The organism is Kumtagia sp., from assembly GCF_059502445.1.
The window spans coordinates 20,233-37,624 of sequence record NZ_JCACER010000066.1 but is presented as its reverse complement, the minus strand read 5'-3'; the positions used below and the strand labels follow the sequence as shown (position 1 = coordinate 37,624).

At 67.5% G+C, this 17,392-nt stretch carries 16 protein-coding genes and 1 pseudogene; 6 read left to right on the top strand and 11 right to left on the bottom strand.

Translation table 11 applies throughout. The annotated features are described in order from the left end of the window. Positions 1–64 precede the first annotated feature (64 nt). Genes AC5JDC_RS18750 through AC5JDC_RS18740 form a run of 3 tightly spaced genes read right to left on the bottom strand, consistent with a single transcriptional unit; the run spans position 65 to position 2,544 of the window. Positions 65–439, bottom strand: coding sequence for a sarcosine oxidase subunit delta (locus AC5JDC_RS18750; RefSeq protein ID WP_106773116.1), 375 nt, complete (start codon positions 437–439; stop codon positions 65–67). A gap of 17 nt (positions 440–456) precedes the next feature. Further along, positions 457–1,278: an alpha/beta fold hydrolase gene (locus AC5JDC_RS18745; RefSeq protein ID WP_495843524.1), complete on the bottom strand. Its 822-nt coding sequence runs from the start codon at positions 1,276–1,278 to the stop codon at positions 457–459. A gap of 12 nt (positions 1,279–1,290) precedes the next feature. Beyond that, positions 1,291–2,544 carry a sarcosine oxidase subunit beta gene (locus AC5JDC_RS18740; protein WP_495843522.1) on the bottom strand — a complete coding sequence of 418 codons (1,254 nt, stop codon included), beginning with the start codon at positions 2,542–2,544 and terminating at the stop codon, positions 1,291–1,293. Between the two features lie 315 nt (positions 2,545–2,859). On the opposite strand from AC5JDC_RS18740, the gene AC5JDC_RS18735 reads away from it, so the two are divergent. After that, positions 2,860–3,618, top strand: coding sequence for an SDR family oxidoreductase (locus AC5JDC_RS18735; RefSeq protein ID WP_495843520.1), 759 nt, complete (start codon positions 2,860–2,862; stop codon positions 3,616–3,618). A gap of 20 nt (positions 3,619–3,638) precedes the next feature. Here the strand turns inward: AC5JDC_RS18735 and AC5JDC_RS18730 are convergent, their stop codons facing one another. Next, positions 3,639–4,130 (bottom strand): HEPN domain-containing protein, encoded by a 492-nt coding sequence (locus AC5JDC_RS18730; protein ID WP_495843517.1) that lies wholly within the window; start codon positions 4,128–4,130, stop codon positions 3,639–3,641. Positions 4,131–4,141: 11 nt separating this feature from the next. Next, positions 4,142–4,504, bottom strand: coding sequence for a nucleotidyltransferase domain-containing protein (locus AC5JDC_RS18725; RefSeq protein WP_495843515.1), 363 nt, complete (start codon positions 4,502–4,504; stop codon positions 4,142–4,144). Between the two features lie 199 nt (positions 4,505–4,703). Here AC5JDC_RS18725 and AC5JDC_RS18720 point away from each other — a divergent pair, with 199 nt between their 5' ends. The 4 genes and pseudogenes from AC5JDC_RS18720 to AC5JDC_RS18705 all read left to right on the top strand — a co-directional run bounded on the left by AC5JDC_RS18720 (position 4,704) and on the right by AC5JDC_RS18705 (position 9,584). Beyond that, on the top strand, positions 4,704–6,212 hold the full coding sequence (locus tag AC5JDC_RS18720) for a helicase HerA domain-containing protein (RefSeq protein ID WP_495843513.1): 1,509 nt from the start codon (positions 4,704–4,706) through the stop codon (positions 6,210–6,212). A 193-nt stretch (positions 6,213–6,405) separates the two neighbouring features. Next, positions 6,406–7,269, top strand: coding sequence for an RNA polymerase factor sigma-32 (locus AC5JDC_RS18715; RefSeq protein ID WP_495843510.1), 864 nt, complete (start codon positions 6,406–6,408; stop codon positions 7,267–7,269). 242 nt (positions 7,270–7,511) lie between these two features. After that, positions 7,512–8,942: an MFS transporter gene (locus AC5JDC_RS18710; protein ID WP_495843508.1), complete on the top strand. Its 1,431-nt coding sequence runs from the start codon at positions 7,512–7,514 to the stop codon at positions 8,940–8,942. Positions 8,943–8,952: 10 nt separating this feature from the next. Further along, positions 8,953–9,584, top strand: a pseudogene (locus tag AC5JDC_RS18705) (LysE family translocator). An 82-nt stretch (positions 9,585–9,666) separates the two neighbouring features. Here AC5JDC_RS18705 and AC5JDC_RS18700 read toward each other — a convergent pair. The 6 genes from AC5JDC_RS18700 to AC5JDC_RS18675 form a co-directional block, all read right to left on the bottom strand. Further along, positions 9,667–10,458 (bottom strand): ATP-binding cassette domain-containing protein, encoded by a 792-nt coding sequence (locus AC5JDC_RS18700; protein ID WP_495843506.1) that lies wholly within the window; start codon positions 10,456–10,458, stop codon positions 9,667–9,669. Then, positions 10,451–11,329, bottom strand: a complete 879-nt coding sequence (locus AC5JDC_RS18695) for an ABC transporter ATP-binding protein (RefSeq protein ID WP_495843504.1) — start codon at positions 11,327–11,329, stop codon at positions 10,451–10,453. The genes AC5JDC_RS18700 and AC5JDC_RS18695 overlap by 8 nt, the downstream gene beginning before the upstream one ends. Further along, complete coding sequence (locus AC5JDC_RS18690) at positions 11,326–12,177, bottom strand: ABC transporter permease (protein WP_495843502.1); 852 nt, start codon at positions 12,175–12,177, stop codon at positions 11,326–11,328. The genes AC5JDC_RS18695 and AC5JDC_RS18690 overlap by 4 nt, the downstream gene beginning before the upstream one ends. Beyond that, positions 12,170–13,180, bottom strand: coding sequence for an ABC transporter permease (locus tag AC5JDC_RS18685; RefSeq protein WP_495843500.1), 1,011 nt, complete (start codon positions 13,178–13,180; stop codon positions 12,170–12,172). Before AC5JDC_RS18685 ends, AC5JDC_RS18690 begins: the two co-directional genes overlap by 8 nt. 140 nt (positions 13,181–13,320) lie before the next feature. Beyond that, positions 13,321–14,856 carry an ABC transporter substrate-binding protein gene (locus tag AC5JDC_RS18680; protein WP_495843498.1) on the bottom strand — a complete coding sequence of 512 codons (1,536 nt, stop codon included), beginning with the start codon at positions 14,854–14,856 and terminating at the stop codon, positions 13,321–13,323. Positions 14,857–14,894: 38 nt separating this feature from the next. Then, positions 14,895–16,463, bottom strand: coding sequence for a phytoene desaturase family protein (locus AC5JDC_RS18675; protein ID WP_495843496.1), 1,569 nt, complete (start codon positions 16,461–16,463; stop codon positions 14,895–14,897). Between the two features lie 136 nt (positions 16,464–16,599). Here AC5JDC_RS18675 and AC5JDC_RS18670 point away from each other — a divergent pair, with 136 nt between their 5' ends. Continuing rightward, the gene (locus AC5JDC_RS18670; RefSeq protein ID WP_106773102.1) at positions 16,600–17,391 is read left to right on the top strand and encodes a cyclase family protein; all 792 of its coding nucleotides are present in this window, start codon (positions 16,600–16,602) and stop codon (positions 17,389–17,391) included. Position 17,392: the final 1 nt, after the last annotated feature.

Below are 17,392 nucleotides of genomic sequence, written 5' to 3'. Positions count from 1 at the left end.
GCAATCTCCCCCCTTGCGGGGGAGATGTCCGGCAGGACAGAGGGGGGTGCGAAGGAGCGCCGCATCATTCCGTCACCTGCTCCTTGAGCCTGGAAGACGATGTCTCATTCAGCTCCGCCGGCTCGCGGTTCGCCCAAGCCGCCGGCCCCGCGTCCTCGGCGGAAATCTCCGGTTTCGGCTCGCCGGCCTTGTAGGTCACCAGAAACCTGTCGGTGACCGTGTTGCGCGCCGCGTTGAAGAAGCGGGCGCAGCCATGCACGTGCCGCCAGCGCTCGAACACCACCCCCTTCGGGTTGGAGCGGATGAAGAAGAACTTTTCGAAATCCTCGTCGGAGATCGCGGCGATGTCGCCGGAGCGCGCGACATGCGCCTCGCCGGCATGCCGGAATTCCAGCTCCGGACGCTCTTCCTCGCAATAGGGGCAGCGGATGAGAAGCATTGCACCGACGTCCTCGACTAGCTTGATATCTGAAGTGCGTTCAGCAGACGGGCACCGATCCGGTCCGGCGCTTCGAGCTGCGGCAGATGGCCGACGCCGGCCAGCACTTCGAAGCTCGACCGTGGTATTTTCGTGTGCAGCAGGCGTCCGCGCGCGATCGGTATCCAGGGATCGTCCTCGCCCCACAGGATCGCGACGGGACAGCGGATCGCATCCAGCCCGTCCTCGAATTCCCGCGTGTACCGTTCGTCCGCCTGCGCGAACTGGGCGTAGAAGCTTGCCCGCCCTTCCTCGCTCAGCCACGGCGCCCGAAGCCGCTCGAAATCGTCGCCGGAGAGATCATTGACCAGTGCGCCCTTGATATACGCGCCGGCGACGGCCTCATGGATATGCGGCGGCAGACTGGTGAACGCTTCGATGTGACGGCCGACATGGTCGAAGAAGGCCGACCCCCACGGGCTGAGCGCCACGACATTCATCAGCACCAGCCTCTCGTATCCGACGCCGCCGAGCAGATGGGCGCGCAGCGTGACGGCGCCGCCCATGTCGTGGGCGACGACGTTCGGATTGGACAAGCGCCAGAAGCCCAGCATTTCGGCGAACACCTCTCCCTGCACGTCCAGCGCCGTCGAATGATCCCCGCGCTTCTCCGACTGGCCATAACCCGGCATGTCGTACCAGTGGACCGTGAAGTGCCGGGTTAGCGCCGGGATCACGCGGTGCCAGCTGAACGACGACCAGGGCCAGCCATGCGCGAGCACGAGATCCGGTCCGCTGCCGGCCTTCCCCCAGGCGACCTCGCCTGCCCGGGTATTCGCCCTTCGATCGACGGTCCACATCGGCTGCGGACCCTAGTGCGCCACCGCGGCCGCGGCGGCCTCGTCGATCAGCCGGCCGGTGCGGAAGCGTTCCAGCGTGAACGGCGCGTTGATCGGATGCGGCTCGTCACGGGCGATGGTGTGGGCGAAGACATGGCCGGAGCCGGGCGTCGCCTTGAAGCCGCCCGTGCCCCAGCCGCAATTGACGTAGAGCCCCTTGACCGGCGTCTTGGCGAGGATCGGCGAGCGGTCCGGCGTCACGTCGACGATGCCGCCCCAGGAGCGCAGCATCTTCATGCGGCCGAACATCGGGAACATCTCGCAGATGGCGTCGAGCGTGTGGTTGAGGATGTGCAGCCCACCCGTCTGTGAGTAGGAAGTATACTGGTCGGTGCCGGCGCCGATCACCAGCTCGCCCTTGTCGGACTGCGAGATATAGGCATGCACGGTGTTCGACATCACCACGCAGGGGAACACCGGTTTGACCGGCTCCGACACCAGCGCCTGCAAGGGATAGCTCTCCAGCGGCATGCGCACGCCGGCCATGTCCATCAGCACCGAGGTGTGCCCGGCCGCCACCACGCCGACCTTCTCGGCGCCGATGAACCCCTTCGAAGTGTCGACGCCGGTGACGCGGCCGTCGGAAGCGCGGCGGATGCCGGTCACCTCGCAGTTCTGGATGATGTGCACGCCGCGCGCATTCGCCCCGCGCGCATAACCCCAGGCGACCGCGTCGTGCCGCGCCGTGCCGCCGCGCCGCTGCAGCGTCGCACCCACGACCGGATAGCGCGCTTCCCGGCTGATATTCAGCGGCGGGCAGAAATCCTTGGCCTGCTCCGGCGTCAGCCATTCATTGTCGATGCCGTTCAGCCGGTTGGCGTGCACGTGGCGTTTCAGCACCTGCACGTCGTGCACATTGTGCGCCAGCATCATGACGCCGCGCGCCGAATACATCACGTTGTAATTGAGGTCCTGGCTGAGCCCGTCCCACAGCTTTACCGCGTGGTCGTAGATGCCGGCGGACTCGTCGTAGAGATAGTTGGAGCGGATGATGGTGGTGTTGCGGCCGGTGTTGCCGCCGCCCAGCCAGCCCTTCTCCAGCACCGCGACATTGGTGACGCCGTGCTCCTTGGCGAGGTAGTAGGCGGTCGCCAGCCCGTGCCCGCCGGCGCCGACGATGATGACGTCGTATTCGGAGCGCGGCTCGGGCGAACTCCACTGCTCCGGCCAGCCCTTGTGGCCGCGCATGGCCTCGCGGGCGATGGCAAAGACCGAATATTTTTTCACGTTTCCAGGGCCTCGCGCTTTGCGCCGGGTTGCTACCACCGCCCGGCGCGCGAGGTGTATCACTAGCGAAAACAGGCTGTCACCCTTGCGCTAATTGCGACGGCCCTTGCCGCTTTGCGCCGGGGCTTCTGCCTGCCCTCCCCCTCCCCTGCCATTTCAAAATGGGAGATGGCCCGTCAATTGCGAAATCCGTCAACACGATTGCCGTTGAGGGACTTAGACAATCCGGCACGTTTCGGGTGGTTGCCCCGCTCCCGATCTGCGACGACCGCGCCATCGCCGGCTCCGGTCGGCACGACAACAGGGAGCAAAACCATGTTCGATCTCACCGACAAGGTCGCCATCGTCACCGGCGCGTCGTCCGGCATCGGCCGGGCGGCTGCAAAACTCTTCGCCGAGCATGGCGCTGCCGTCGTGGCGGCGGCCCGCCGCGCGGATGAACTGGAAAGGCTCGTCGCCGAAATCGAAGCGAGGGGCGGAACGGCCGCCGCGCTGGCCGGCGACGTGCGCGACGAGGCCCACCAGAAGACGCTGGTCGCGCTGGCAGCGGAAAAATTCGACGGCCTCGACATCGCCTTCAACAATGCCGGCTGGACCGGCGAGATGGGCGAGACGCCGGATGTCTCGGTCGAAGGCTGGCGCGACACGATCGACACCAACCTGACCAGTGCCTTCCTCGCCGCGAAGCACCAGATCCCGGCCATGCTGAAGCGCGGCGGCGGCTCGCTGATCTTCACCGGCAGTTTCGTCGGCGTCACCGCCGGCATGCCGGGCATGGCCGCCTATGCGGCGGCGAAGGCCGGGCTGATCGGGCTGACGCAGGTGCTGGCGGCCGAATACGGAAAGCACGGCATCCGCGTCAACGCGCTGCTGCCGGGCGGCACCGACACGCCGGCCGCGACCTTCAAGACGACCGACGAGCGCGCCTTCGTCGAAGGACTGCATGCGCTGAAGCGCATCGCCCGGCCGGATGAGATCGCCGCCTCGGCGCTCTACCTCGCCTCCGATGCCTCCAGCTTCACCACCGGCACGGCGCTGCTGGCCGACGGCGGGGTTTCCATCAACAAGACGTGACGCGACACATTTTCGAACTGTTAAGCTTGGCGATCAGAGCCCAGTCGCCAGACGGCCGCGCAAGCGTCCATGAATTTCCGCGCCTCTGAGGTCGTATCGCGCGCATCCTCGTCGGATACGCTTTCGACCAAGTTGTAGTCGGCTGTCATCCTGTCGGTTCTGGCTCGGCTGAGCATTCTCCCGCAATCGCCGAGAGTTCCAGGCTTGCCCTCGACGAGCTTGCCGAAATGCTCGATGAGATGCTCGTGGCTCTTCGGCACATCCTTGCGCTTGCCAACTCCGCCATTGGCGAGCAACGCGGCTGCGGCACAATGCTCCATGGCATAATAGGCGGAATGCACACACGCATTAGGGGCCTGCCCCCATTCCGCAAGCTTCTCGGCTTCTGCGAGATGGATCAGGGCCTTCTGGAACTCCTGATTCGAAAGTCGCAAACGGTCGAGGTCGGATAACGGAATGACTGGATCGGGTCGAGGTTTGTTCGGGTGTTTCTTCTTCGCTGGATGCCTCATTGCCTTCCGCGTCATGGAATGGCCACGCCATCACGCAGGATAGAAACCGCCAGACTACTTCCATTCGGGTTGTCCAGCAGGTCGTCGGGCACGGAAACAGGCCTGATGTGAACGCCCTCCAATATATGGGGGTAGGCGATATCGGCGAGCTTATGATCGAGTATTCGGCGGTTCTCGAAATGGCGGACAAAAACCGCCACGTCATAGTCGGAGTTGGCGGCCGCGTCGCCTCGCGCCCGCGACCCGAACAAAACGATGTCGGTTACCCTTCCCGCGAAGGCCTTGTCTACGTCGCGCCGAAAAGCGCGCAACCGCCGGGCTGCGCGGCCGGACACCAATTGATCCAGTTCCTTTTTTTTCAGCGCTACAACCATGAGGCAGATTACACCGAACTAGACAGAGCCTTCAAGAACAGCGTCAAGTGGCGCGTCGGGCGAGGATCCAAAGTGTTCACGCATATCAGGCTGCGTGGCCATTTGCCTCCCGTCATCGCGCCTGTGGGAATCGCACCCCGAACCCTTCGCGTGCGCCGAAACGAGATGCTAAGGACGGTGCCTTGAACAAGGGCGCCGGATGAAGGTTGGCATCGACATGGGCGCCGCGGCGGGCGGCGCCGCGGCCGAGCTCGATCTGGAGGAGCTGCTGGCGACCCGCCTGCTGGTGCAGGGCAATTCCGGGTCCGGCAAGTCGCATCTTCTGCGTCGGCTGCTCGAGCAGAGCGCCCCCTGGGTGCAGCAATGCATCGTCGATCCCGAAGGCGATTTCGTCACGCTGGCCGACCGATTCGGCCACCAGGTGGTCGACGCCGCCCGCACCGAGGCCGAGCTGACGCGAATCGCCGGCCGCGTGCGCCAGCACCGCGTCTCCGTGGTGCTCAACCTCGAAGGGCTCGACGTCGAGCAGCAGATGCGCGCCGCCGCCGCCTTCCTCGGCGGCATGTTCGACGCCGAGCGCGACCACTGGTATCCGGTGCTGGTGGTGGTCGACGAAGCGCAGCTTTTCGCGCCCGCCGTTGCCGGCGAGGTCTCCGACGAAGCGCGAAAGCTGTCGCTCGGCGCGATGACCAATCTGATGTGCCGCGGCCGCAAGCGCGGGCTGGCCGGCGTCATCGCCACGCAGCGGCTGGCGAAGCTGGCCAAGAACGTCGCGGCGGAAGCCTCCAATTTCCTGATGGGCCGCACCTTCCTCGACATCGACATGGCGCGCGCTGCCGACCTGCTCGGCATGGACCGCCGCCAGGCGGAAATGTTCCGCGACCTGGCGCGCGGCCATTTCGTGGCGCTGGGTCCGGCCCTGTCGCGGCGACCGCTGCCGATCACCATCGGCGCGGTCGAGACCTCGGCGCGCTCGACCAGCCCGAAGCTGACGCCGCTGCCCGAGGCGCCGGAGGGCGCGCGCGACCTGATCTTCACCCCCGGCCCCGAAGAGGCGCGTGCGGTTGTGCGCAAGGCTCCGCCTCCCGCGCCGATACCCACCGCCGACCTTCTGGCGCAGCTGTCGCGGCCGAAGCCGGCGCCGATGCCCGCCGAGCAGCCGGTTTTCGCGGTGATCGACGAGGCCGAGCGCGAGGCCGGCATCGAGGCCGTGCTGCGCGAGATCCTCGAGGACGCGGATGCCGCCTTCCGCTCCGACGCCGTGCTCTACCAGGATTTTCTCGTGCGCTGCCGCATCCGCCGCGTGCCGGGCGAGCCGCTGCCGCTCTCCGGCTTCCGCCGGCGGCTGGCGGTGGCCCGGGCCGGCGTCGACGAGCGCTCCGCCGACGGCGAGGTCTGGGCGACTGCGCTGGCGCTGTCGGAGGCGTTGCCGGACGACCTGCAGGGCGTTTTCCTGATGGTGGCGCGCGCCGCCGCCAATGGCGATCCCTGTCCTTCGGATGCGACGCTGGCGCGCGCCTATGGCAGCCACTCGCCGCGTCGGGCGCGCCGCCTGCTCGCCTATTTCGAGGAGCGCGGCCTGCTGGTGGCGCGTACCGACTTCCACGGCAAGCGGGTGCTCGCCTTTCCCGACCTCGGCTGCGAGACCGCGCCCGGCGACCCCGACGCGCCCGGCGAGGCCGCCGGCCAGCGCGACGCGGCGGAATAGACCGCGCCGCCTCGCGCGCATCCAGGAAGACTCCCCCAGACCATCACGAAGACGTGCGGAGACCGGACAGGAACGATCCGGCCGCCTTTGCGTTTCCGCCGGGTGCGGAGCGTTGTTTCTCCGGCCTGTGGTCGGGCGAAGCGCTTCTTCAGGCGGCTCCGATGGCCGGACCGCCTATTCGCGTTTGCTCAGGATGGTTCCCATGCAGGACAGCGCCGGACGGTCGATGATCAACGCGGCGATGGCAGCTCCCTACCTCGATCGGGAGGAGGAGCACGACCTCGCCGTGCGGTGGAAGGACGACCACGACCAGGACGCGCTTCACCGCATCACCGTCGCGCATATGCGCCTGGTGATTTCCGTCGCGGCCCGCTTCCGGCATTTCGGCCTGTCGATGGGCGATCTCATCCAGGAGGGTTATGTCGGCCTGCTCGAGGCGGCGGCGCGCTTCGAGCCGGAGCGCGAGGTGCGTTTCTCCACCTATGCGACTTGGTGGATCCGCGCCTCCATGCAGGACTACATCCTGCGCAACTGGTCGATCGTGCGCGGCGGCACCAGTTCGGCCCAGAAGGCGCTGTTCTTCAACCTGCGTCGGCTGCGCGCCAAGCTGGCGCAGGGCGGCGAGATGCAGGCGGGCGCGGCGCTCTATCGCAAGATCTCGTCCGAGCTCGGCGTATCGGAAGCGGATGTCGCCCTGATGGATTCCCGGCTCTCCAATCCCGATTCCTCGCTCAACGCGCCGGTCGGCGACGACGGCGCCGGCTCGGCCGACCGCATGGACTTCCTCGTCTCCGACGCGCCGCTGCCCGACGAGGTGGTGGGCGAGGCGATCGACGTCGAGCGCCGCTCCAACTGGCTGCACAAGGCATTGGACGTGCTCAACGACCGCGAGCGCCAGATCATCGCCAGGCGCCGGCTGCAGGACGACGGCGCGACGCTGGAGGCGCTCGGCGAGTCGCTCGGCATCTCCAAGGAACGCGTCCGCCAGATCGAGAGCCGCGCCATGGAGAAGCTGCGCCTGGCGCTGGTCCGTGAAAACACGGCATTTCTCGCCTGAGACCACTCTTTCTTGCGCCGATTTTCTCTGATCTTCGACTGGAATTCGGCCGTTTAGAACGCATCCGATCGAAAAACAGCGGTGATTGTCGCGAGGGCCGGCGCCGATCTCGTCGCCGGATGCGCATCCGGCACGTCGACTGACCCAACGAAACACCCTATCAGCCCCTTGACCTCAATCTGACTCGAGGTCCTATCAGCCCGGCCACTGCGTCGCACGACGTGTTGGTTCGGAGAAGGTTCGTGGCCGAAAATACCGCTGAAAGGATCGACTGGCGCCAACTCTGGGCGAGCGGCGACCTCGCCCGCTTCTGCTTCATCTGCCTCGGCATCCTGCTACACGCCACCAACGAGACCATGGTTGCGACCGTCATGCCGGCCATGGTCGGCGATCTGTCCGGTGTCGAGTTGGTCGGCTGGTCGCTCGCCGTCTACGAGATCGGCGCGATCGTCGCCGGCGCGGCGGCCGGGCGCATGACCAGCTACGTCGCCTTGCGCACCAACATGATGGGCGCGGCACTGGTCTATTCGGCCGGCGCGCTGCTCTGCGCCACCGCGCCCTCCATGCCGGCCTTCCTCGCCGGGCGCCTGGTCGAGGGTTTCGGCGGCGGCGCGCTGGTGTCGCTCGCCTTCGTCTCGGTCGAGCGATTGTTCCCGCAGCGCATCTGGCCGCAGCTCTTCGGCGTCATCTCGGCCGTGTGGGGCGTCGCCGCCTTCAGCGGCCCGCTGATCGGCGCGCTGATGTCGGAGTTCCTGTCCTGGCGCTGGGCCTTCGGCGTCTTCGCGGCGGGCGGCGTCGCCGCCGCCCTCGCCTGCCTTGCCGTCCTGCGCGGCCCGGCCGCCACCAGGCGGCGCAACGACGGCGCGCCGCTGCCTCCCTTTCCCTTCGCCACGCTTGCCTGCCTTGCCGTCAGCGTCGTGCTGATCGCCTCGGCCGGCGTCGACGTCACGCCGCTGCGCTCGTCGCTGCTGCTGGCGGCGGGCCTGTTCGGCATCGCGCTGTTCTTCGGGCTCGACCGGCGCCTGCCCGCCGGGCGCCTCTTCCCGGCGAACCCGCTCAGCCTCGCCACGCCGCTCGGCAACGGCATGATCATGGTCGCCGCCTTCTCGGTCGCCACCGTCACCTTCACCGTCTACGGCCCGCTGCTTCTGACCAGCCTGCACGGCACCTCGGTGCTGACCACCGGCTACATCATCGCCGCCGAATCCATCGCCTGGTCGGTGCTGTCGATCCTCGTCGCCAACACCCCGCCCGAGCGCGAGCGCGGCATCGTGCTGGCGGGCGCATTGATGATCGCCGGCGGCGTCGCCGGCTTCGCCTATGCCGTGCCGGCCGGCAACATCCCGCTGATCCTCGGCTGCGCGATCCTGCAGGGCGGCGGCTTCGGCATCGCCTGGCCCTTCGTCACCCGCATCATCGTCACCGCGGCGCCGGCGGCCGAGCGCACCGTCGCTTCCTCGGCCGTTCCGACGATGCAGCGCATCGGCTATGCCGTCGGCGCCGCTTCCTGCGGCATCGTCGCCAATGCCAGCGGCTTTGCCAGCGGGCTGAGCAGCCAAACGGCCGCCGGCGTCGCCGCCTGGCTCTTCCTTGCCTTCCTGCCGCTCGGCGTGCTTGGCTGCCTCGCCGCCTGGCGGCTGCCTGCAAACTCCGCCTCCCCCGCTCCTGCCTGAGAGACCGACCATGCCGGAAACGACGACCCTCATCGCCTTCGCCCTGATCGCGCTCGGCATGGTGCTGACGCCCGGCCCGAACATGATCTATCTGGTGTCGCGCTCGATCAGCCAGGGGCCGAAGGCCGGGCTGATCTCGCTGGGCGGCGTCGCGATGGGCTTCGTCTTCTACATGCTCGCCGCCGCCTTCGGCATCACCGCCCTGCTGATCGCCGTGCCCTTCGCCTACGATGCGCTGCGCTTCGCCGGCGCGGCCTATCTGCTGTGGCTCGCCTGGCAGGCGGTGCGGCCCGGCGGCCGCTCCCCGTTCCAGGTGCGCACCCTGCCGAAGGACGGCCCGCGAAAACTGTTCCTGATGGGGCTTCTACCAATCTGCTCAATCCGAAGATCGCCATGGTCTACCTGTCGCTGCTGCCGCAGTTCATCGACCCGGCGCTGGGCAACGTGTTCGCGCAGTCGCTGATCCTCGGCGCCACCCAGATCGTCGTCAGCGTGACGGTGAATGCGATGATCGCGCTGGCGGCCGGCTCGATCTCGCTGTTCCTGGCCAGGAACCCGCTGTGGATCACGCTGCAGCGCTGGCTGATGGGCACCGTGCTCGCCGGGCTGGCCTACAAGATGGCGACGGAAGCGCAGCGATAGGCCTGGCTCCCGGCAATGTCGCGCCGGCGACGGACCCGTTCATCGCGAAGCTGCTTCCCCCTCGCGAAAAACCTTCGGCGGCTCACCAGCGGATCGAAGGGTCCGGAACAGGAATCGCGTCGAGCAGCTCGCGCGTATAGGGGTCCGACGGCGCCTCGAAGAGCTGCCTTGTCGGTGCGTCCTCGACGATGCGGCCGCCCTGCAGGACGATGACCCGGCCGCACAGCCGGCTGATGACCGAGAGATCGTGGCTGATGAAGGCGAGCGTCAGGCCGAGCTCCTTCACCAATTGTTCCAGCAGGTTCAGCACCTGTGCCTGCGAGGACACGTCGAGGCCGGAGACGATCTCGTCGGCGAGGATGAAGTCGGGACGCATGGCGATGGCCCGCGCGATGCCGACACGCTGGCGCTGGCCGCCGGACAGTTCGTGCGGATAGCGCGCGGCGAACGCTTTCGGCAGGCCGACCTGGTCGAGCGCCTCGAAAACGCGCGGATCGCCCGTGCGTGCGCCGAGCGGCGCGGCGATGATGCGGCCGATGGTGAGGCGCGGATTGAGCGAGGACATCGGATCCTGGAAGATCATCTGGATGCGTCGCCGCAATTCCCGCAGCCGCCCGTCCGGCAGGTGGGTGATGTCCTGCCCGTCGAACAGGATCGTTCCGCCGGTCGGCTGGATCAGCCGCACCAGGGCGCGCCCGAGCGTGGTCTTGCCGGAACCCGAGCCGCCGACGATGCCGAGCACCGCGCCGCGCGGGATGTCGAAGGAGATGCCTTTCAGAATCTCCAGCCGCGGAGCCGGACCGAACAGCGGCTTGCGCGCCATGTCGGGCACGTCGAGCCGCAGGCCGGCGATACGGAACAGCGCCTCAGCCATGGGGGCTCCATGCCGCGTCGGCCGCCGCGATCTCGGCAGCGACGGTATCGAGCACGTCGCGCGGCACGGGACGCAGCGACGAGGCCGGATCGTTGTGGCGCGGCGTGGCGGCCAGCAGCGCGGCGCTATAGGGATGGCGGGGCGCGGCGAAGAAGGCGTCGACGGTGGTGTCCTCCACCACCTTGCCGGCATAGAGCACCGACAGGCTGTCGCAGATCTTGGAGACCACGCCGAGGTCGTGGGTGACGAACAGCAGCGCCGTGCCGTGGCGCGCCTGCAGCTCCGAGATCAGCCGCAGGATCTGCTTCTGCACGGTCACGTCCAGCGCCGTCGTCGGCTCGTCCGCCACGATCAGCTTCGGCTCGGCGGCGAAGGCCGAGGCGATCAGCACGCGCTGGCGCATGCCGCCGGACAGCTCGTGCGGGTAGAGGCGCACCACCCGCTCCGGCTCGGGGATGCGCACCTCGCCGAGCAGTTCCAGCGCCCTCGCCCTCGCCCGTTCCTTCGTCCAGCCGAGGATGTCGACCAGCCGGTCGGTGATCTGCGGGCCGATGCGCCGCGACGGGTTGAGCGCCGTCAGCGGGTCCTGCGGGATCAGCGCGGTGCTGGCGCCGATCAGCCGCCGCCGCTCTGCCGGCTTCATGCGCAGGAGATCGTGGCCGTCCAGAAAAATCTCGCCTTCGACGATCTCCACCGACGCCGGTAGCACGCCGAGCACGGCCTTGCCGATCATGCTCTTGCCGGCGCCGCTCTCGCCGACCAGGCCGCGCACCACGCCCGCCGGCAGGTCGATGTCGACCGAGCGCAGCAGCCGGTGGCCCGTGTTCCTGAGGCGCGCCGACAGGTTGCGGATCTGCAGGAACGCCGTCATCTGAGCACCGGGTCGAAGCGCTCGCGCAGGCCGTCGCCGAGCTGGGCGAAGGACAGCACGGTAAGGAACAGCGCGACCAGCGGGAACACCAGCACCCACCATGCCTGGTGGATGGCCACGCGGCCCTCGGCGATCATGCCGCCCCAGGTCGGCGCGTCGGTGGAGATCGACAGGTTGACGAAGGACAGGATCGCCTCGACGATGACCGCGATGCCCATCTCCAGGGTCAGCAGCGCCACCATCGTGGGCAGCACGTTGGGCAGGATTTCCGACAGCAGCGTGCGCAGGCGGGTGAAGCCGGCGATGCGGGCGCTCTGCACATAGTCCATCTGGGACTGGTTCAGCGTCTCGGCACGCACCACCCGGCAGAAGCGCGTCCAGTCGATCACGACGATGGCGACGATCACCGAGGTCAGGCCGGTGCCGAGCACGGCGATCAGCAGGATGGCGAACAGCACCGGCGGGAAGGCCATCCAGATGTCGACCAGCCGGCCGACGATGCGGTCGGCCCAGCCGCGGTAGAAGCCGGCGACGAGCCCGAGCGCCGAGCCGACCAGGCAGGTGACGACGCCGGCGAGCAGCGCCACCGTCAGCGCCACGCGTGCGCCAAAGATCATGCGCGACAGCACGTCGCGGCCGAGGCTGTCGGTGCCCAGCCAGAAACCCGGTTCGGAACCGGCCATCCAGGCGGGCGGCAGGCGGCCGAGCATCAGGTCCTGCGCCAGCGGGTCCTGCGGGCTGATGAGCGGCGCCAGGATCGCGCAAAGCGCGACGAAGCCGAGCCAGAGCGCCGACAGCCACAGGCGCGCTCCGGCGCGCCGCTTGATCGCACCGCGTCCGTCAAGCACGGCGCAGCCTCGGATTGAGCAGCGCGTAGGTCATGTCGACGGCCAGGTTGACGAAGGTGAACATCAGCGCGAACAGGATGACGATGCCCTGGATCAGCGGCAGGTCGCGGTTGATCACCGCGTCGATCGCCATGTTGCCGAGCCCCTCATAGGAAAACAGCCGCTCGATGATGACGGTGCCGCCCATCAGGAAGGTGAACTGCACGCCGATGAGCGTCAGCGTCGGCAGCACCGCGTTGGGCAGCGCCTCCGACAGGATGACGCGGGTCTCGGAATAGCCCTTGGTGCGGGCGAGCACGGCATAGTCGAGGTTGACCGTCTCCTTGAGCGACTGCTTGAGCAGCTGCGAGATGATCGCGGCGAGCGGCAAAGCGAGCGCAAGCGCCGGCATGAACATGTGGCCGACGAGGTCGGCCAGGATGTCGAAGCGCAGCGTCACGATGCTCTCGAGCAGGTAGAACTGGGTCGAGAACGGAAGGTCGAGGCGCGGCGACACGCGGCCGGAGATGTGGAACAGCGGCACCAGCACGCCGAACAGCAGGATCAGCACCAGTCCCCACAGGAAGTCCGGTACCGACAGGCCGATGCCGTTGGCGATGTCGACGCCGGCCTCCGCCTTGCGGCCCCGGAAGCGCGTGCCGAGCACGGCGAGGCTGCCGCCGAGCGCCACCGCGATCAGCAGCGCGACCAGGCTGAGCTCCAGCGTCGCCGGCAGGCGGTTGAGCACCAGCGACAGCACCGGCTGGCGGGTCGAGATCGACGTGCCGAAATCGCCGTGCAGCACATTGCCGAACCAGATGGCGAATTGCTGCGGGATCGATTTGTCGAGCCCGTAGAGCGCCCGCAGCCGGTCGATGTCGGCGTCGGTCGCGCCGGGCGGCAGCATCATGGCGATTGGGTCGCCGGGAACGATGCGGACGATGAAGAAAACGATCACCGCCACGCCGATCAGGGTGATCAGCGTGGTGGCGAGACGCCCGAAAATAGTACGCGCAAGCTGCATGTAGGGTGTCTGCTCGCCGGACTAGAGCGCAATGCGATCAATATGAATCGGCATTCCGCTCTGTCTCTTTATCTGGGCATGATCCGTCCCGAAGAATCTGCGATTTTTCGGGATCATGCACCGGCCGGCGGGCCACTGTCTCAGGCGCGCTTGATCAGGTGCGGCAGCAGCGCGCCCGACTTGTGCGGCGTCACGGTTATCCCGTCGCGATGGACGATCGGCTGCGCGTACTGGATGAGCGGGACCACCAGGCCCTCCTCGGCGATGTAGCGGGAGACGTCCTTCCAGCCCTGGATGCGCTGGTCCTCGTCCTTCTCGCCCCACAGCGGCCCGATCTTGTCGATGAGATCCTGGCCGTCCCACACCGAATGCGGGCTCGGGCCGAACATGGCGAAGCCGGTCGAGGTGGTCGGGTCGCCGACGGCGTTGCCCCAGTTGTAGAAGGCGGCCGGCGCCAGCTTGTCGGCGGCGCGCAGCTCGTAATGCTGGGCGATCTCGTAGACCTCGATCTCGGCCTCGATGCCGACCTTGCGCCACATGCCGACGATCGCCTGGATCATCTCATAGTCCTTCGGCTTGAAGCCGCGCGTGGTCTGAAGCTTGAACTTCACCGGCTTGTCCGGCGAGTAGCCGGATGCGGCGAGCAGCTTGGTCGCCAGCTCGGCGTCGTAGGGGACCTTTATGGAGGCGTCGTAGGCGACGTATTCCGGCGTCTCCAGCGTCGACAGCGGCACGCCGTAGCCGCGCAGCAGCCGGTCGACTAGGAGCTGCTTGTCGATGGCGTGGTTGGCCGCCAGCCGGACGTTCTTGTCCAGCATCGGGTCGACGTCGTTGAGGAAGATCATCGCGATGTCGGAGATGGTCTCGTTGGAGCCCTTCAGCCCGCCGGCGGTCAGGCGGTCATATTCCTCGTAGGGGATCTCCAGCGTGACGTCGGAATTGCCGGATTCGATCTCGGCGACGCGGCTCGCCGCGTCGGTGACGAATTTTATGGTCACCGTGTCGAAATCCGGCTTGCCGCCCCAATAGGTCGGGTTGGCCTTCAGCCGCACGAACGCGTTGCGCTCGTAGCGGTCGACCATGTAAGGGCCGGTGCCGATCGGCTTGGCCTCGAAGCCTTCGGCGCCGACCTTCTCGTAATAGGCCTTGGGCAAGACGTAGCCGGTCAGGAACGACATCCATTTGAAGATGGTCGGCTCGAATTCCAGCACGTCGGCCTCGACGCGGTTGCCGTTGACCTTGAAGTTGCCGACCTTGGCCCAGACGAACTGGATCGGGTTGCCGGTTTCGGCCTTGCCGGCGCGCTCCAGCGACCAGGCGACGTCCTCGGCGGTGAAGGGGCTGCCGTCGTGCCAGGTGACGCCCTCGCGCACCACCAGGAAGATCTTGCTGCGGTCGTCGTTCCAGCCCCATTCGGTGACCAGGCCGGGGCCGAAGCTCAGGTCCGGGTTCTGGTGGATGAACATGTCGAAGACGGACTGGTAGAAACCCTGGATGGTCGGGTTGACCGCCGAGGGGCCGACCGTCGGGTCCCAGGACGGCAGGTTGACGTTATAGGCGATGGTGAGTTCGTCGGCTTCCTGCGCGGAAGCGAGCTGCGGGATGCCGAGCCCCGCGGCGGCGATGCCGGCGCCGGTGAGCTTCAGGAGGGTGCGTCGATTTGGATGTCTGGTCATGTCTGCGTTCCCCAGGTGTCGTTATGAAATCGATGAAATCAGCCGCCCGCCAGCTGCTGGGCGAGCCGGTAGCCCGACCCCGCGCCGACGCCGGCCCCGGGCCAGGTCGAGGCGCCGGTGAGATGGAAATTCTTGACCGGCGTCTTCCAGCCGGCGGCGCCCGGCGCCGGGCGGAACAGGAAATTCTGCGACAAATGATGGCTGCCGCCGACCTGGTCGCCGCCGACCAGGTTCGCATTGTCGCGCTCGAGGTCGAGCGGGGTGACGACGCGCCGCGCGATGATCTTCGATGAAAGACCGGGCGCGTAGCGCTCGACGATGCCGATCACCCGCTCGGCGTAGAGGTCGCGCACCGTTTCCCAGTCCGTGCTGGCGATCGCGCAGGCGGCGTCGCCGCGGATTTCGGCCGGCACCATGCGCACCTGCACCCACAGGACGTGCTTGCCCTCGGGGGCGCGGCTGGGATCGACGGCGGTGGGCTGGCCGACCACCAGCACCGGTTCGGTCGGCAGAAGGCCGGCCTGCGCCTGCGCATAGGCGAGCGCCATCGCGTCCATGCTCGGCGACAGATGCACATAGGCGAAGCGGCGGAGCGCCGCGTCCGGCCAGTCCGGCAGGTCGTCGAGGGCGAGATGGATCATCATCGTGCCCGGCGCATGGCGGAAGTCGCGCATGTGCCGGTCGAAGCGCTCGTCACCGGACCCTTGCGGCAGCAGTTTTGCGAGTGCGCGCGGTGCGACCGAGCCGATGACGGCCTTCGTCGCGGCGATGCGGCGCCCGTCGGCGAGCACGACGCCTGTGGCACGGCCGCCCGCGGTCTCGACCCGCTCGACGGCGGTGCCGCATTCGACGCTGCCGCCGCCGGCCTTCACCATGGCGACGAGGGCGGCGATCATGGTGTCGGCGCCGCCCTTGCCGAGCGCCATGCCGAAACTCTGGTTGGCCATGCCTTCGAGGTAAGGAAACACCGCGCCGCCGGCGATGTCGGGAGCGAAGTCGAGATGCATGCCCCAGGCGGCGAGCAGCGCCTTGACCTGCGGGCTCTCGAAGGTCTCGTCCAGCCAGGCGCGCGGCGACGACAACAGGAAACGCAGCAGTTCCTGCGCCCCGGAGAAGCCGTGGCGACGCAGGGTTGAAAACAGGATACTTGCAATCGCACGCTTTTTCATGGGGCTGCCGAGCAGCGCGAACAAGGTCTCGGCGCGGGCCGGGAACTCCGCCACCAGCCGCGCCCAGGTCTCGGTATCGCGCGGCGAGAAGGCGCGGATGCGTTCCTGCGTCGTGGCTAGGTCGGTCGACACGCCGAGCCAGCGGCCGTCCGGAAACAGCGAGGCGAAACAATCGGCAACCGGCACGAAGGCCAGGCCGTGTGCCGCCAGATCGGATGCATAGGTCTTATGGAAAGCCGAGCCTGCGAACAGGCTGAGGTTCATCGCCGCGAAGTCGTGGCGGAAGCCGGGCGCGGTCAATTCCAGCGTCTTCACGGCGCCGCCGGGCCGCTCCGCCGCCTCGAACAGCGCCACCTTCCAGCCCCGCCTCGTCAGATGCGCGGCGCACGCCAGCGCATTGTGACCGGCGCCGATGATCACGGCATCGTATGTGGTCATTCGTTTTGTTCACCCTCGACAGAGATATTTGCATATGCATCTAATTCCGTCTAGGCTGTTTTTCGGAGCGGGCCGGAAGAGGCCGCGCCAGGGAACGCGGCGCCGTTGGGGGCGCCCATAGCGAGGAGATTTCGACATGAGTGCTGCGACCGCGCTGGGCGATTTCGCCGAGTTGCTGCTGACCGGAAGGATCGAGGTCGTCGACCTGTCGGCGCCGCTCGGGCCGGACACGCCGATCCTGAAGCTGCCGCCTGAACTGGCCAGGGACACGCCGAAGATCGAGGTGCACCGCATTTCCGAATACGACCAGGACGGTCCGTTCTGGGCCTGGAACTGGCTGAAGCTCGGCGAGCATTCCGGCACGCATTTCGACGCGCCGCACCACTGGATCACCGGCAAGGATTTTTCCGACGGCTACACCGACACTATTCCCGTCCGCAACTACGTGGCGCCGGTCAACGTCATCGACTGCTCGGCCGAGGCGGCGGAGAACGCCGATTACCTGCTGACCGCCGACGCGGTGAAGGCGTGGGAAGCGAAACACGGCGCCATCGGCAAGGGCGAGTGGGTCCTGATGCGCACCGACTGGGACCGCCGCAACGGCTCCGAGGAAGCGTTCCTCAACGCCGACGCCAACGGCCCGCATTCGCCCGGACCGACGGTCGACTGCATCGAATACATCCTCGAGCGCGGCGCCATCGGCTGGGGCACGCAGTGCATCGGCACCGATGCGGGTGCCGCCGGCGGCATGACCCCGCCCTTCCCGGCGCACAATCTGGTGCACAAGGCAAACCGCTATGGCCTCGCCAGCCTGTGCAACCTCGACAAGCTGCCGGCCAAGGGCGCGATCCTGATCGCCGCCCCGCTGAAGATCGTGAACGGCACCGGCAGCCCGGTGCGCGCGCTGGCGCTCGTGCCCAAGGGCTGAG